At 36.0% G+C, this 14,957-nt stretch carries 16 protein-coding genes and 1 rRNA gene; 7 read left to right on the forward strand and 10 right to left on the reverse strand.

Going from position 1 to position 14,957, the window contains the following annotated elements; genetic code table 11:
- From rrf to trhA, 3 genes are all read left to right on the forward strand, one after another.
- A 5S ribosomal RNA gene (gene rrf / locus WBM60_RS07865) occupies window positions 1-81 on the forward strand; the annotation flags it as partial.
- A gap of 124 nt (window positions 82-205) precedes the next feature.
- A complete protein-coding gene (locus WBM60_RS07870) occupies window positions 206-1,543 on the forward strand; it encodes an amidohydrolase family protein (protein ID WP_424259473.1) in 1,338 nt (445 codons plus the stop codon).
- The gene (gene trhA / locus WBM60_RS07875; RefSeq protein ID WP_424259472.1) at window positions 1,543-2,169 is read left to right on the forward strand and encodes a PAQR family membrane homeostasis protein TrhA; all 627 of its coding nucleotides are present in this window, start codon (window positions 1,543-1,545) and stop codon (window positions 2,167-2,169) included. Before WBM60_RS07870 ends, trhA begins: the two co-directional genes overlap by 1 nt.
- Here the strand turns inward: trhA and WBM60_RS07880 are convergent.
- Window positions 2,166-2,837 (reverse strand): ZIP family metal transporter, encoded by a 672-nt coding sequence (locus WBM60_RS07880; RefSeq protein ID WP_424259471.1) that lies wholly within the window; start codon window positions 2,835-2,837, stop codon window positions 2,166-2,168. The genes trhA and WBM60_RS07880 overlap by 4 nt on opposite strands.
- An 82-nt stretch (window positions 2,838-2,919) precedes the next feature.
- Here WBM60_RS07880 and WBM60_RS07885 point away from each other — a divergent pair, with 82 nt between their 5' ends.
- Window positions 2,920-4,086, forward strand: coding sequence for a THUMP domain-containing class I SAM-dependent RNA methyltransferase (locus WBM60_RS07885; RefSeq protein WP_424259470.1), 1,167 nt, complete (start codon window positions 2,920-2,922; stop codon window positions 4,084-4,086).
- Window positions 4,087-4,153: 67 nt separating this feature from the next.
- Here WBM60_RS07885 and WBM60_RS07890 read toward each other — a convergent pair whose 3' ends face one another.
- Genes WBM60_RS07890 through rlmD form a run of 3 tightly spaced genes read right to left on the reverse strand, consistent with a single transcriptional unit; the run spans window position 4,154 to window position 6,880 of the window.
- The gene (locus tag WBM60_RS07890; RefSeq protein ID WP_424259469.1) at window positions 4,154-4,939 is read right to left on the reverse strand and encodes a DUF6048 family protein; all 786 of its coding nucleotides are present in this window, start codon (window positions 4,937-4,939) and stop codon (window positions 4,154-4,156) included.
- Complete coding sequence (locus WBM60_RS07895) at window positions 4,920-5,423, reverse strand: DUF6452 family protein (RefSeq protein WP_424259468.1); 504 nt, start codon at window positions 5,421-5,423, stop codon at window positions 4,920-4,922. Before WBM60_RS07895 ends, WBM60_RS07890 begins: the two co-directional genes overlap by 20 nt.
- Window positions 5,424-5,464: 41 nt before the next feature.
- Window positions 5,465-6,880, reverse strand: a complete 1,416-nt coding sequence (gene rlmD, locus WBM60_RS07900; protein ID WP_424259467.1) for a 23S rRNA (uracil(1939)-C(5))-methyltransferase RlmD — start codon at window positions 6,878-6,880, stop codon at window positions 5,465-5,467.
- 118 nt (window positions 6,881-6,998) lie between these two features.
- Here rlmD and WBM60_RS07905 point away from each other — a divergent pair, with 118 nt between their 5' ends.
- The 3 genes from WBM60_RS07905 to rocD all read left to right on the forward strand — a co-directional run bounded on the left by WBM60_RS07905 (window position 6,999) and on the right by rocD (window position 9,334).
- Window positions 6,999-7,547, forward strand: a complete 549-nt coding sequence (locus WBM60_RS07905; protein ID WP_424259466.1) for an RNA polymerase sigma factor — start codon at window positions 6,999-7,001, stop codon at window positions 7,545-7,547.
- On the forward strand, window positions 7,540-7,923 hold the full coding sequence (locus tag WBM60_RS07910) for a DUF6768 family protein (protein WP_424259465.1): 384 nt from the start codon (window positions 7,540-7,542) through the stop codon (window positions 7,921-7,923). The genes WBM60_RS07905 and WBM60_RS07910 overlap by 8 nt, the downstream gene beginning before the upstream one ends.
- A 124-nt stretch (window positions 7,924-8,047) precedes the next feature.
- Window positions 8,048-9,334 (forward strand): ornithine--oxo-acid transaminase, encoded by a 1,287-nt coding sequence (rocD, locus tag WBM60_RS07915; protein ID WP_424277526.1) that lies wholly within the window; start codon window positions 8,048-8,050, stop codon window positions 9,332-9,334.
- A 77-nt stretch (window positions 9,335-9,411) separates the two neighbouring features.
- On the opposite strand, the gene rplS is transcribed toward rocD, so the two are convergent.
- From rplS to WBM60_RS07945, 6 genes are all read right to left on the reverse strand, one after another.
- Window positions 9,412-9,762: a 50S ribosomal protein L19 gene (rplS, locus tag WBM60_RS07920; RefSeq protein WP_299163195.1), complete on the reverse strand. Its 351-nt coding sequence runs from the start codon at window positions 9,760-9,762 to the stop codon at window positions 9,412-9,414.
- Between the two features lie 137 nt (window positions 9,763-9,899).
- The gene (gene trmD, locus WBM60_RS07925; protein ID WP_424259463.1) at window positions 9,900-10,577 is read right to left on the reverse strand and encodes a tRNA (guanosine(37)-N1)-methyltransferase TrmD; all 678 of its coding nucleotides are present in this window, start codon (window positions 10,575-10,577) and stop codon (window positions 9,900-9,902) included.
- A gap of 30 nt (window positions 10,578-10,607) precedes the next feature.
- Window positions 10,608-11,051, reverse strand: a complete 444-nt coding sequence (locus tag WBM60_RS07930) for an N-acetyltransferase family protein (protein WP_424277525.1) — start codon at window positions 11,049-11,051, stop codon at window positions 10,608-10,610.
- A gap of 41 nt (window positions 11,052-11,092) precedes the next feature.
- Entirely contained in the window at window positions 11,093-11,713 is a 621-nt protein-coding gene (locus WBM60_RS07935; protein WP_424282945.1) for a tRNA (guanine-N1)-methyltransferase, read from the reverse strand.
- Between the two features lie 139 nt (window positions 11,714-11,852).
- On the reverse strand, window positions 11,853-13,301 hold the full coding sequence (locus WBM60_RS07940; protein ID WP_424277523.1) for a glyceraldehyde-3-phosphate dehydrogenase: 1,449 nt from the start codon (window positions 13,299-13,301) through the stop codon (window positions 11,853-11,855).
- Window positions 13,302-13,417: 116 nt separating this feature from the next.
- Window positions 13,418-14,809, reverse strand: a complete 1,392-nt coding sequence (locus WBM60_RS07945) for a S1C family serine protease (protein ID WP_424282946.1) — start codon at window positions 14,807-14,809, stop codon at window positions 13,418-13,420.
- Window positions 14,810-14,957: the final 148 nt, after the last annotated feature.

Consider the following 14,957-nt stretch of genomic DNA (forward strand, 5'->3'; position numbering starts at 1 on the left):
TTCCATACCGAACAGGGAAGTTAAGCCCGTCTGCGCCGATGGTACTGCCGTAACTGGTGGGAGAGTAGGCCGCCGCCTTCTTCGAGGATCCCGATCATTCATTTGGTCGGGATCCTTTTTTTTGATCAATAATTTCTCTTCTGGCTCACCAAAAAAGTAAAACGCACTATATGTTTTTCCTATCTTTATAAAAAGAAACAAAACGATGCACAAACAAGCACTGACAATAATATTCTGCCTATTTACATTAATAATTTCTTCTCAGGAAAATAAAATTAAAGCCTTAGTTGGTGGAACTCTTATTGATGGGTTCGGTTCTGATCCAATTAAAAATAGTGTTATCATCATTGAAGGCCAAAAAATAAAGAACGTAGGAACAAAAGGTAACATCACCATACCGGCCAATGCAGAAATTATTTCTACAGAAGGAATGACAGTACTACCTGGCCTATGGGATATGCATGTCCATACCATGATCAATGGCCACGCCGACTATGCCTATTGGGACAAAACCTATCCTCCACTATTTGGAGATGTTATTATGCCATCTTCTGCCCATCAATTACTCATGGCTGGAGTCACCAGTGCCAGGGATTTAGGAGCCCCTCTTAAAGAGAGCATAGCAGTAAGAGACGCGATTGATAACGGAGAAATCCCCGGTGCCACTCTTTATGTTTCAGGACCTTTTATTCAGCATAAACCCTATCCAGGGACAGAAGATTTTAGATGGGGGGTGGACAGCCCTGAGGATGGAAGAAAAAAAATTCGAAAGTTAGCCGATGCAGGGGTAGATGTCATCAAACTTATTGATCAGGACCAAATGACTATGGAAGAGCTAAGGGCTGTGGTGGATGAAGCCCATAAAAATAATTTAAAAGTTGTTGCACATGGGCATAGGCCGGAAGAAATTAGAAGAGGTTTGGAAGTAAATGTGGATTGTTTTGAACATACCGGATTGTCTTCCGCACCCAAATACCCCGATGATATCATGGAAATGATTAAAGAGAGAACCGCTCAAATGAATATGGGACCCCTTTTCTGGTGTCCAACAGTTGAAGGTCTATATAATTATGAATATGTCCGTGATAATCCAGAAAAACTGGATAATGATTCCTGGCATCTTGGGCTGCCAGATAGTATTGTAACCGATATTAAGCGAAGTCTTGCTCACCCGGATAGACTACCCTATTATCAATTGACACCTTCCAGAAAACCTACATTAAAAACTAAAATTAACCAATTGCTTGATGCAGGTGTTGTTCTTCTCGTTGGTACTGATAGTGGAATACCAACAAAATTTCATAGTCAATCTACCTGGAATGAATTAGATGTTTGGGTTAATGAATTTGGAATAGACCCTATGTATGCTATTAGATCTGCAACTTACTGGCCGGCCTTATGGATGGGAGTGGCGGATGAAGTGGGGACCATAACCCCAGGTAAATATGCAGATATTATTGCTGTAAATGGAGACGTTTTGAGATATATTAGTTTATTGCAAGACGTGGATATGGTTATAAAGCGTGGAAAGCGCTATAAATAGTGAAGATAGATTATCACAAAGAAGAAAAGCTAAATGCCATATCCCACGGAATTGGGATTTTTCTTGGTATAATTGGATTCTATTTGCTTTTAAAGTTTGATACTCAAAAAACTGAGTATTCAACCATCTCCTTAGTTGTTTATAGTATCTCAATAATCCTCCTGTTCCTTGCATCGACACTTTATCATTATGTTTCTGCCCAGGCAGTAAAGATGAAACTCAGGGTTTTGGATCATATATGTATCTACTACTTAATAGCAGGGACTTATACGCCAGTGGCCCTCATCACTTTAGAGGAAGGGAATGGATGGTTAATTTTTTATACTATTTGGGGCATTGCTATAGCAGGTACGATACTCAAGCTATTTTTTACAGGAAAACATGAGGTATTGTCTCTAATACTATATCTTTTTATGGGTTGGTTGATAGTTTTTGACCTTCAAAACCTACTTTCAAATACCTCTAAAACTGGCCTCTATTTACTGATGCTGGGAGGTTTTTTCTATACAACAGGTATTTTTTTCTATGCTTTTAAACGTATACCCTATAACCATCTCATATGGCATTTCATGGTATTGGGCGGTGCCATAAGTCATTGGCTGTATATTGCCTTTGCAGTAATCTAGATAAAATATGCTATCGCTGTTCCAATTACAATGGCCGTTAACTTTCTAATATTGAAGGTGTGACCTTCAGAGCTTTCAAAAAGGATAACAGTAGAAATATGGAGAAATACACCTATAACTAATGCTGTAATTGGAGCGCTATAATCTGAGATAAAATCGAACTTTGAGGCTGCATAACTTCCTAGAGGGGTCATTATAGAAAAAAATACCATAAACAATGACCCATAGAAAATATTAATTTTGGAACCTACGAGGAAGATACTTAGAATAATGGCTATTGGTACTTTGTGAACCAAAATGCCATATAATATATCATTGTTCTGGTTTATAGGAATACCTTCTAAGAATGCATGAAGGCAAAGACTTATAAAAAGTAACCAGGGAAAATTACTTTCTTGGCTATTAAGATGTACATGACCATGTTCCGCACCTTTTGAAAAGAACTCTAAAAAAATCTGAAGGAGAATCCCAAGCATAATAAATATCCCAATTATCTTAGGATCAGATTGTTTGTAGACTTCCGGCAGAAGTTCAAAAAGTGTAAGCGCTAATAAAAATGAACCACTGAATGCCAGTAACAAGCGAAGGCCTTCTTTCTTTTTAGGTCTTGTAAGGACCACAAACCCAAAACTCAATAGAACAGCAATGATCAGTAAAATATAAGTCATGTTTAATTTAAGTGGTATTAGGTTTACTGAAAAACAATGTGGATAAAATTAATGTATTTTTGTGGCATTCTTTAAATGTACTATGGGTAATAATTTTAAAATGGTTGCCAAGACCATGTTTGGTTTTGAGGAAATATTAGCAAAGGAATTGCGAAACCTGGGAGCGGTAAATGTTGTTGAAGGCATAAGGATGGTTGCTTTTGAAGGCGATACCGGTTTTATGTATAAAGCAAATTTATGTCTTCGTACCGCGATAAAGATATTAAAGCCTATTCATTCATTCTATGTAAAGGATGAAACAGATCTTTATAAGAAGATATATGAGATGGAATGGTCCAAGTATTTGAGCCCGGAAATAACTTTTGCCATTGATGCGACGGTTAATTCAGAAAATTTTACACATTCACTTTATGTGTCTCAAAAAACAAAGGATGCCATCGTGGATAAATTTCGTGATACTGTTGGTAAGCGGCCTGATGTGGATATTAAGTTTCCGGAATTACGTATAAATATCCACATCCAAATGAACCAGTGTAATGTATCCCTTGATACTTCCGGTCGCTCATTGCATCAAAGAGGTTACAGAACAGCAACCAATATTGCTCCAATCAATGAAGTGTTAGCAGCGGGACTTCTTCTTTTAAGCGGATGGGATGGGCAGTCTCATTTCTTAGATCCGATGTGTGGCAGTGGGACATTCTTAACAGAAGCGGCCATGATCGCATGCAATATACCGGCAAATATAAATCGCAAGGAATTTGCATTTGAAAAATGGCAGGATTTTGACAGTGAACTTTATGAGAAAATAGTTGAAAGTAGCCTAAATAAAACAAGGGAGTTCCATTATAAGATCACTGGTTATGATAAAGCACCTTCGGCGGTACAAAAGGCAATTGATAATGTAGAAAATGCCAATCTCTCAGAATACATTTCTATTGAACGTAAAAATTTCTTTGAATCGGAAAAATTCACAGAAAACCATTTACATATGGTGTTTAATCCACCTTATGGAGAGCGGTTAAATATTGAAATGGAAGAATTTTATGGGAACATAGGGGATACTTTAAAGCAAAATTATCCTGGAACAGATGCATGGTTCATTACATCTAACCTTGAAGCTTTAAAGTTTGTCGGGCTTCGTCCTTCACGAAAAATAAAAGTATTTAACAGTCATTTGGAATCTCGCCTGGTAAAGTATGTTATGTACAAGGGTAGTAAAAAAGCTAAATACAACAATCAGGTCGAATAAATAAATCCTAGGATTAAAGCTTTTGTACTTAAGTATTTTGATTCAAAAGAAATAAGGAAAATTTGAATTATTCTTCCGGAGGGTTTTCATTCTTCTTTTTATTGGCCTTTTTCCTGTATAGAGGGATGAAGTAAGAAATGGAATAATTATATCCTACTCCAAATTTACTATTATCATTTACCTTATTGAAACCGGGTATCCATAAGTTTGGTAAGAAATCAGCTTCTTTATTCGTGAATAGATATGCGAGCCTAACACTGGCACCAAGATATATATTTGCAAATAGTTCAACTTTTATTCCTAAAAGAAACTCTAACCAAGTAGCAGTTAAACCGCTGAATTCTTCTGACGAACCAGATCCCGGAGCAAAATTAGTGGGATTCCAATACCTGTTGCTGTCATAAATTGTATAATTATTTAAAGTCTGGCTAAAAGAGCTTCCCGCATATCTGGCGCCAAAAAGTATAGCATTAGTCATGCCGAACCAATTCTCATAGGTATTAAAATCAACTCCAAGTTTAACATAACTGCCAGAGGTAGTATAGTTATACAACTCAACTCTATTAATATCATCTATATTTTCAAGAGCTTCAAAACTCGTTTTTTCTTCGTTACCAAACTCAGCTGCAATGTAAAGTTTTTTGGTAATTCGATAGTCCGCTACGAATTCAAGGCCAGAATAATCACTATCTAAAAGTGCTCTTATCGGTTTGCTTAAATCAACACCAATGCGCAGTCCATAACGTTGGCCAAAACTTGTTGAATCTCTGGAACCTAATTGCAAAGAATCCGACTGTGCTTCACTTAAACAGAAGCTGAAAAGAAAAAAACAACTAATGAAATATCTTAACATGGGCGCTGTCTTGCTGTTGTATTAAAGGCGAAACTATTTCGATGTTTTGGATCCAGTTTTCACTGTCTGAAGTAAGTAATTCACCTAAGTCATCATAATTCGCAATATAACCACAGGCCCTCGAAATAAAAACTTCCAGCGTACTATAGTCAAAAGTGAGTGTATCATTGTTGCCTGTTTCCAAGTCGTCTTCATCAGCTGAATCAGAAATTAATATAAACCCGGTGTTGGCTTCATTTATTCTTAAAGGCAGGGCAATTGAGTCTAAAGAAGTTCTATCAGCAAATGTATTAACCGTGGAGGATTGACCTAAACCAACAACTCTTAAACTGGGTACGGCCTTCAATTCACCCGGGTTTTCATTATCATAAAATCGAATGATCAGTAGAGGAGTATTGCCATCCACGCAGATATCGTCTTTTTCACAGGCAGTAAAGGAAATAATTACTATTAGAACAAGTAGGAGAATCCTTATTTTTTCCATACCTAGTTGGTAAATTTATTAAGCATATCAGACTTTCTTTATCAATGGATCCGTTTTTCCAAAAGTACAACATTTTCTACGTGATGTGTTTGTGGAAACATGTCTACCGGCTGTATTTTTTTTATTTGATATGCCTCTTTCATAAGTTCCAGATCACGTGCCTGGGTGGCACTATTACAACTAACATAAACAATTTTTTCCGGTGCAATTTCAAGTATTTGCCTGACCACATCTTTATGCATCCCATCTCGCGGCGGATCAGTTATTATAATGTCTGGTCTTCCGTTAACGGCTACAAACTCGTCATTAAGTATGTTTTTCATATCTCCTGAGAAAAAAGTTACATTGTTAATGTTATTCTCCTGAGCATTTGTTTCGGCCGCTAAAATTGCTTCCGGTATTGCCTCAATTCCTATAACTTTACTAGCTTCAGCAGCAATGAATTGTGCAATAGTACCTATTCCGGTATAAAGGTCATAAACCAGCTCCGTTTTATTTAAACCTGCAAATTTTCTAACTACTTTGTAAAGCTCGTACGCCTGAAGAGAATTGGTCTGATAAAACGATTTTGCGGTGATCTTAAATTTAAGACCCTCCATTTGTTCGTAGATGAATTCCTTACCGTAATGGCAGTTAATTTCCTGATCATAAATTGTGTCATTACCCTTGCGGTTAATAACGTATAATAATGAGTTAATTTGCGGAAATTTAGTCTTCAGGTGATTTAACAATCCGCTTCGTTTGTTCTCATCATCATCATAGAATTGGATTAGGACCATGATTTCTTTGGTAGATGACGTTCTTATCATCAGTGTTCGCAAAAGCCCCTTTTGATTTCTCGGATTAAAAAAGCTAAGTTCATTTGACTGAGCATATTTCTTTATTTCCAGGCGGATGTCATTGGAAGGATCTGATTGTAAATGGCATTTTTTAATATCCAGTATCTTATCCCACATTCCCGGAATATGAAAACCAATTGCATTTTTATCTGTTATTTCACTTTTTGAATTGATTTCTTCCTGGGTTAGCCACCTGCTGTCAGAAAATGAGAATTCCATTTTATTACGGTAAAAATACTTTTGATCAGACCCAATTATTGGAGTAATTTCTGGAATTTCCAAATGACCTATTCGTCTTAAATTGTTTTCAACTTCTTTTTGTTTGTAGAATAATTGGTGCTCGTAACCCATATGTTGCCATTTGCATCCTCCACAAGTTCCAAAATGCTCACATTCAGGTTTCGTGCGCTTATCAGACAAGGTGTGAAAAGTTGTAGCTACGCCCTCAAAATAAGCCTTTCTTTTTTTTGTGGTACAAACATCCACAACATCCCCTGGTACAGCGTTGGAGATGAAAATAACTCTGCCATCTGGTGCTTTACCAATGGCTTTTCCCTTGGCACCTGCATCTATGACGGCTACATTCTCAAAAATCTGGCGGGTCCTGCTTTTTCTCATGCCGCAAAAATACTATTTACAGCGAAGCTTTAATCTTATCTTTAAGAGGAATTAAAGAAAAAAAGGCAAAAAAATTGAACCTTTTTAGAATTAATCGGTCTCTAGTGTAGAATAAGAAATGGGAAACGCTAAAAAAATATTCGAAGGATTATTGGTTTTGCAATATCGATCAGGGAATAAGAAGGCATTTTCCTTGTTAGTGAAGCGATATAATTCAAAAATGTGTAACCACGCTTATTGGTTCACTTATGATAAAGATATAGCTAAAGATATTGTTCAGGACAGCTGGGGATTAATTATAAAAAAACTACCCAATTTAAAAAAACCTGACAGTTTTGGTAGTTGGGCGATGCAGATTGTCACCAGAAAATCCATTGATTATTTAAACAAAAATCAAAGAGATAGAGAAAAATTAAAGGAATACTATAAAGAGCCGAAAGTGGATAATGATTTGGATCACAAAGAATCTGATCTTGTAAAAATTTATACGGCTATTAAAGGTTTGCCTCGAGATCAACAAGTTGTTCTTCGTTTGTTTTATTTGGAGGAGTATTCCCTCAGGGAAATCAGTGAGATTTTGAACAAATCAGAAGGGACAGTAAAATCAAGGCTATACCATGCCCGTGAAAAATTAAAAATAATTTTAAAAAACAGAAATCATGAATAAGAAGACAGAAAAAATTGACGAATTAATCAAAGAGACTTTATCTAAAGAAGAGGCTGCTTTTTACGATGAGCTGGAAGAACAAAATCTTATGGGTAAAATAGGAGAAGTTTATAAGGGAAAATTGGGATGGTTGGCAGCTATTATGAATGTGGTACACTTACTAATGTTTATGGCATTCGTTTATTGTATTGTCCGGTTTTTTAATACAGAGAACACGAACGAACTCATAAAATGGGCATCTGCTGGTTTTTTGAGTATGATAGCTATGGGAATGCTTAAGCTGTTTGTTTGGATGCAAATGGATAAGAACGATATTCTTCGAGAACTCAAGCGATTAGAATTGCAAATTGCAACTCTTGCAAGGATAGAAAAATAAGGAATACAAGAAGGGATAGCTTATTTCATAAATAGCGTCATAATTTGTAATTTAGCGCTTCTGCATTGGATGATTTCTCTCCCAAAGAAGGAATAGCTAAAGTTTTATCTAAATTGTCCGAAAAATGTCAGTATTAGAAAAAATATCTTCCCAAAATGCAATAGCATTGGAAGCTAAATACGGAGCACAAAATTATCATCCATTACCAGTGGTTTTAAACAGGGGTGAGGGAGTTTATGTATGGGATGTAGAAGGTAAGAAGTATTATGATTTTTTATCCGCATACTCAGCTGTTAATCAAGGGCACTGCCACCCACATATTATTTCTGCCTTAAAAGAGCAGGCTGAAAAATTAACGCTTACTTCCCGAGCATTTTATAATGATATGCTCGGTAAATACGAGAAATACGTAACCGAATACTTTGGTTTTGATAGGGTATTACCTATGAATACGGGAGCGGAAGCGGTGGAAACTGCAATGAAATTAGCCAGAAAATGGGGGTATGAAAAAAAAGGGATTCATGCGAATCAGGCTAAAATAATTGTATGCCAAAATAATTTTCATGGTCGTACAATTTCCATTATTTCTGCCTCCAATGATCCAATAGCTACAGAGAATTTTGGTCCGTTTACTCCTGGGATTTTCTCAATCCGATATAATGATATAAATGCATTAGGGGAGGCTTTGGAGGACGAAAATGTTGCCGCTTTTATGGTTGAACCAATACAGGGAGAGGCTGGTGTTTATGTTCCGGATGACGACTACCTAAAGGAAGCCTATAATCTATGCAAGCAAAAGAATGTTTTGTTTGTTGCGGATGAAGTGCAGACAGGTGTTGCCAGAACGGGCCGTTTACTGGCTTCTTGTGGTAATTGTTCCTGTACTGATAAGCTATGTAGTGGTACCCCGGAAGTGAAACCTGATATATTGATTTTAGGAAAAGCTTTGTCCGGAGGTGTTTTCCCTGTATCGGCTGTTCTGGCTGATAATGATATAATGGATGTCATTAGACCCGGTAATCACGGTTCTACATTTGGAGGAAACCCTTTGGCCTGTGCAGTTGCCATTGCAGCCTTAGAAGTGGTCAAAAACGAAAATCTAGCTGAAAATGCGTATTACCTAGGAAAAATATTTCGTTCCGAAATGAGAAAATTAATAGCGAAAAGTGCACTTGTGAAGCTGGTACGCGGCAAAGGACTTTTAAATGCGATTGTCATTAATGACAATGAGGACAGCAGTACTGCCTGGGAAATATGTTTAGCATTGAAAGAAAATGGGTTACTTGCAAAACCTACTCACGGAAATATCATTCGTTTTGCACCACCTTTGGTCATTACAGAAGATCAACTCTTAGACTGCGTTTCTATAATTAATAAAACGATTTTAGCTTTCCAGAAAAAAAGCACTTAAAAATATATTCAGTATTGTTTGAACAATAAAAAAACCCTGATAAATATATCAGGGTTTCTTTTTGTTTTGTAAACGTTTTATGAACGAATTTCTTTGATCCTGGCTTTTTTACCTGTAAGACCTCTAAAGTAAAATATACGAGCTCTTCGTACTTTACCTTTTTTGTTAATTTCAACTTTTTGCAAAGCTGGCATGTTTACAGGAAATATTCTTTCAACACCAATTGTGCCGGACATTTTACGAATAGTAAATGTTTCTGTTGCACCAGTCCCTCTTCTTTGTATTACTACTCCCTTAAAAAACTGGGTTCGCGTTTTTTCACCTTCCTTTATTTCGTAATAAACCGTAATTGTATCACCGGGAGTAAATTTTGGAAATTCTTTTTTTGGAACGAATTCGTTTTCAACAAATGTTATTAAGGATTCCATTGCTTTTTATTTTAATTAAGTCAAAAACAACATTCACGGATTTCGTCAGAGGTTGATTTCAAATCGATTGCAAAAATAGTCTTTAAATTATTACTTACAATATATTTTACGCAATTTTTATATGGGAATACTGTTTTTTACTCCCTTAGTAAATCAGGTCTGAGCTTTAAAGTTCTTTCCATTGCCTGATCTTCCCGCCATTTTTCAATTTCAGGAAAGTTGCCGCTTAATAGAATATCAGGAACTTTCAGGCCCTTATATTCCCTGGGGCGGGTGTATACAGGCGGGGCCAATAAGTTGTCCTGAAAAGTATCTGTCAGGGCAGAGGTTTCATCATTAAGTACGCCGGGAAGCAAACGAATAATGGAGTCGCACAGCACAGCTGCCCCCAATTCACCTCCCGATAATACATAATCTCCAATAGATATTTCCCTGGTGATTAAAGTATTTCTAACTCTTTGATCAACTCCTTTGTAATGGCCACAGAGAATGATAATGTTTTTTAATAAGGACAGACCATTTGAAACCTTTTGATTTAAGGTCTCACCATCAGGGGTCATATAAATAATCTCATCGTACTGTCGCTCTTTTTTAAGAGCACTGATACATTTATCAATAGGTTCAATCATTAAAACCATACCTGCCCCACCTCCGAATTGGTAATCATCTACTTGGTTATAGCTTTTATCCGTATAATCCCTTAAGTTATGCAGGTGTATTTCTACCAGTTTCTTATCTATTGCACGCTTCAATATAGATGCCTCAAAAGGGCTTTTTAATAATTCCGGTAAGACAGTAATAATATCTATTCTCATGAGAGTTATTCTTCTTCTGGTTTAATATACCTATTTCGCTTCCCAAAAATAATATAGCGAGGAGGTATTTTTTTTCCAACCCAGTCGTTCATATAAATTTTGTGCAGGATTGTTTATGGCAGTTTCCAAGGCCAGTCCTTTATAACCAGACAACATGCAATAATCTTTGGCGCTGATCAATAATTCTGCGCCAATCCCTTTTTTTCTAAATTCTTTATAAACATACAAATCATTTAAAATAAAAATGGGTTTAAGACTTACCGTGGAAAAAGAAGAATATAATTGGGTAAAACCAGCAGGAGAGCCGTCATAAAATGCGATAAAAATGGCAGAATCCTTATTCTTTATTCTTGCTTCTAAAAATTTTTGTGCACCCTGTTCGTCTGAATTCTGGTGGTAGAAAATTCTGTATTCATCCAAAAGGGAAATCAATATTGGAATATGCTCTTCTTTTGCCCGAATAATATTGATCATGATGTATTATGCTAAAAAAAGCTCCTTTTAGGAGCTTTTTTTTATTTTGATTTTTTGTATTTATTTATTTCGTCCTGGAGTTGCCTGCTTATCCTTTGTTCTCTTTCCAGGGCCCTGCGCCTATGGTCCTCATATTCAGTTTCCAGTTCGCTTAAATTGGCCTTGGCCACCTGAGTTAAGATATTGCTTCTTCGAAACTTATAAACAAACAAAAAGAATAACATAAGTAAACCAATAATTACGGTCCACAGAATGACATTATAAGTACCCTTGGAAACCTGTGCCCCTAATAAGGACATGCTATCCTTTTCATTGGTAACAGTTGAAAGATTATCAGTAGTCTCTATTAATTTACTATTTAGGGAACTAATAGTGGCTTCGTGGTTACTTATAGTATTTTTTAGTTCAATTTCCTTTTTATTTAAGGCATTTAAAGAATCAAGAACATTTTTCTTGAGTTTATCGAGGTTGATAATACGAACTACTTCATATCTTTTTCCTTCCGCATTATAATTACCAGATTTTGTGTATAAATATTCAAACTGACTTTCTATAGAACCACTATCTAAAGACAGTACTTCCTGCTCGGCACTCTGTTGTGCATAATTTAGGTTACATGTCAGGAAAGCGATTACAATATAAATTTTGCTAAAACCTTTCATTAAAATAATTCTAAGTATTAATATATGATTCAGAGAGAGAACTAAAGTAATCTAATAATATTAATTAATAAAAAAAATTCGACTATCAAAAATAATTATTCAAAATTCTGATAGCTGTATTCACTGTTTAGAAACCTTATTAATAGTACGTGTATCGCCTCACTTTTGCTATATATTTTGCTAATCTGATTACTTGATGAGAATACCCAAACTCATTATCATACCAAACATATAGCACAATATTTTTACCATCGGCGGATACAATGGTTGCATTACTGTCGTAAATAGAAGGTGCGGCTGTGCCAACAATATCTGTTGAAACCAGTTCATTGCTTAGTGAATATTTAATTTGTTCTACCAAATCACCTTCCAAGGCATACTTTTTTATTATGGTATTTAGGGCTTCTTTCGATGTTCTATTTTTGATCTCCAGGTTTAGTATAGCCAGAGAACCATTCGGAACCGGCACTCTTATTGCATTTGATGTTAGTTTACCTTCCAGTGATGGCAGCGCTTTTTCCACTGCACTTCCTGCCCCTGTTTCCGTTATTACCATGTTTAGTGCAGCCGCTCTTCCCCTTCTGTATTTACCGTGCAAATTATCAACCAGGTTTTGATCATTTGTATATGCATGGATGGTTTCTAAATGTCCTTTTTTTATCCCCAGTGAATCATCAACAACCTTCAATATAGGTGTAATGGCATTAGTTGTGCATGAAGCAGCGGAGTAGATATCAATAGTATCGGGATCAAAATCATATTGATTAACACCATGTACAATATTAGGTATTTCTTTTCCCGGAGCAGTTAGCAGAACTTTGCTGACTCCTGATGCTTTCAAATGCCTTTCTAATGATTTTTTATCCCTGAAAGCCCCTGAATTGTCAATAATCAGAGCATTGTTAATTCCGTATTTTGTATAGTCTATTTTTTCAGGCTTATCAGAACTAATAATATGTACCGTAGTACCATTTATAACTAATGCCTTTTTAGCTATATCATAATCTACGGTTCCTGTGAATTGACCATGAACAGAATCTGTTTTTAGTAACGTGGCCCTTTTCTCCAGAATTTCCTCAGTTAGTTCTCCCCTGGTAACTATGGCCCTAAGCCTTAACTGATTGCCTTTACCTGTTTTAGCCATGAGCTCTCTTGCTATTAGCCTTCCTATTCGGCCAAAACCGTAGAGAACAACATCCTTAGGTTTAATTTCTTTGGAATTTTTGGCATCTTTTAATTTATAAAGAACAAATGTCTTAACGTCGTGATAATTATTATTATCTGAATGATACTCGTAGGTAAGTTTTCCAATATCTATCTTGGATGGGGGCAAATTAATATCATTAATAGCACGCAATATTTCCACTGAATCAAAGATAGAAATTGGTTTTTGTACAAATTCACCTGCGTATTCGTGAAGGTTTATGATGTCACTTACATTTTTATCAATTACCTGGTTCTTAAAAAGCACTATTTCGATTGCTTTATCATACCATAGATCACTTATAATTTTGATGAATTCTGTTGTGGCTTTTCTCCTATCAGCCTGAAAAGCAAGCTCTTTTTCATAAGATTTGATTGGGCTCATCTATGTTTATTTATTTATCGGCAAAATTATTGAATTCTGATTGCATCGCATAGGGAAAAGACAAATAAAAAAGCACTCTAAAAAGAGTGCTATATATTGTTCTATAAGTAACTTCTTTATTGAAAAACTATTCGTTCTTTCTCCCCATTTTCATCGATAAGGGTTATTACTGTTTTGTCATATCTGGAGATAGCGGCAAAGATATTTTTTGCTTCATAAATATCATTTACTTTTTCATCATCAATTTGCAAAATGACTTTGCCATTTAGCCCATATCCTCTGTAGGTCTCAGGTACTCCGGTAATCTTTACACCGACTTTAGTATTAAATGTTTCTTTGTCTTTCTCTGACAAGTTTTTAACCCGGAGCCCCATTACAGGAACAATAATGGATTGCCTTTCCTTTAGTTCTACCGGGATTACAATATCTTCTCCATTTCGATCAATGGTTACTTTAATTCTATCTCCCGGTCTTTTGGTGGATACATAACCGGTTAAATCGGCAAATTTCCGCACTTTAATATTATCTACCATCTTTATAATATCTCCCGACCTTAAATTAGCGTCATCTGCCCCGGAATCCTCTTCTACACCATCAATATATACACCATCAATTTCATTTATGCCATTATTTACCGCATAAGGAGTACTAAGACGAGGAGATGTTATACCCAGTATTCCTTTCTGAACGTTTCCGTATTCCATTATATCCTCAACTACCTTTTTGGCGATATTACTAGGAACTGCAAAGGAGTAGCCAACATAGGAACCGGTTTGTGAAGTAATCGCAGTGTTTATACCAATTAGATCGCCATTGGTATTAACTAATGCTCCCCCGCTATTACCTGGATTAACCGCGGCATCTGTTTGGATAAAAGATTGATCTCTGCCCAAATCTCTGGCTTTGGCGCTAACTATTCCTGCTGTTACTGTAGATGTTAGATTAAATGGATTGCCAACGGCTAAGACCCATTGCCCAATTTTGGCTTCATCCGAATCACCAAAAGCAAGATAAGGGAGGTTCTCATCCACATCAATTTTTAGCAATGCAATATCGGTGTTGGGATCAGAGCCGATAATTTCCGCCTCATAGGTCTTATTATTGTTTAATGTAATTCTAATCTCATTAGCCTTGGCAATCACATGGTTATTAGTGACTATATACCCATCTGGTGAAATAATGACTCCGGAACCTGTACCTATCTGCGGAATTTGACGACTTTCAGAGCCATAGAAAAAATCTAATAAGCTTCCCGGGCTGCTATTTAATGTAAGGTTTTTAACATGCACAACCGCGTTAACGGTATTTTCCGCTGCAATAGTGAAATCAACTTCGTTAATACCATTTCCTTTATACGACACTGGTTTATTACTAGTAGGTAATAATGGAATCTCTGATTTGTCCGTGACTACCGCATAATTTATTTTTTCAAAAAACATCTTATACGAAACAAGGGTTATTGCACCAGCGAAAACTGCAACTAATAATAGGCTTCCAAATCTTTTCATAGGTAAATGATCTTTTAAAATACCTTGTAAAAATACTTGATTTTTAATCTAAATATTTCCATTTAACGACTTTTTAACTCATTTAAATTGCTCAAATAAAGTCATATCTTTGTTACTTGCATTCGGCTATGACAGTTACATTTTATAA

Source organism: Eudoraea sp. (assembly GCF_049669105.1).
GTDB lineage: Bacteria > Bacteroidota > Bacteroidia > Flavobacteriales > Flavobacteriaceae > Eudoraea.

Coding starts and splice junctions, on each gene's coding strand:
- WBM60_RS07870 (WP_424259473.1), top strand. CDS start 206: ATGCACAAACAAGCACTGACAATAATATTCTGCCTATTTACATTAATA.
- WBM60_RS07880 (WP_424259471.1), bottom strand. CDS start 2,837: ATGACTTATATTTTACTGATCATTGCTGTTCTATTGAGTTTTGGGTTT.
- WBM60_RS07885 (WP_424259470.1), top strand. CDS start 2,920: ATGGGTAATAATTTTAAAATGGTTGCCAAGACCATGTTTGGTTTTGAG.
- WBM60_RS07890 (WP_424259469.1), bottom strand. CDS start 4,939: ATGTTAAGATATTTCATTAGTTGTTTTTTTCTTTTCAGCTTCTGTTTA.
- WBM60_RS07895 (WP_424259468.1), bottom strand. CDS start 5,423: ATGGAAAAAATAAGGATTCTCCTACTTGTTCTAATAGTAATTATTTCC.
- rlmD (WP_424259467.1), bottom strand. CDS start 6,880: ATGAGAAAAAGCAGGACCCGCCAGATTTTTGAGAATGTAGCCGTCATA.
- WBM60_RS07905 (WP_424259466.1), top strand. CDS start 6,999: ATGGGAAACGCTAAAAAAATATTCGAAGGATTATTGGTTTTGCAATAT.
- WBM60_RS07910 (WP_424259465.1), top strand. CDS start 7,540: ATGAATAAGAAGACAGAAAAAATTGACGAATTAATCAAAGAGACTTTA.
- rocD (WP_424277526.1), top strand. CDS start 8,048: ATGTCAGTATTAGAAAAAATATCTTCCCAAAATGCAATAGCATTGGAA.
- rplS (WP_299163195.1), bottom strand. CDS start 9,762: ATGGAATCCTTAATAACATTTGTTGAAAACGAATTCGTTCCAAAAAAA.
- trmD (WP_424259463.1), bottom strand. CDS start 10,577: ATGAGAATAGATATTATTACTGTCTTACCGGAATTATTAAAAAGCCCT.
- WBM60_RS07930 (WP_424277525.1), bottom strand. CDS start 11,051: ATGATCAATATTATTCGGGCAAAAGAAGAGCATATTCCAATATTGATT.
- WBM60_RS07935 (WP_424282945.1), bottom strand. CDS start 11,713: ATGAAAGGTTTTAGCAAAATTTATATTGTAATCGCTTTCCTGACATGT.
- WBM60_RS07940 (WP_424277523.1), bottom strand. CDS start 13,301: ATGAGCCCAATCAAATCTTATGAAAAAGAGCTTGCTTTTCAGGCTGAT.
- WBM60_RS07945 (WP_424282946.1), bottom strand. CDS start 14,809: ATGAAAAGATTTGGAAGCCTATTATTAGTTGCAGTTTTCGCTGGTGCA.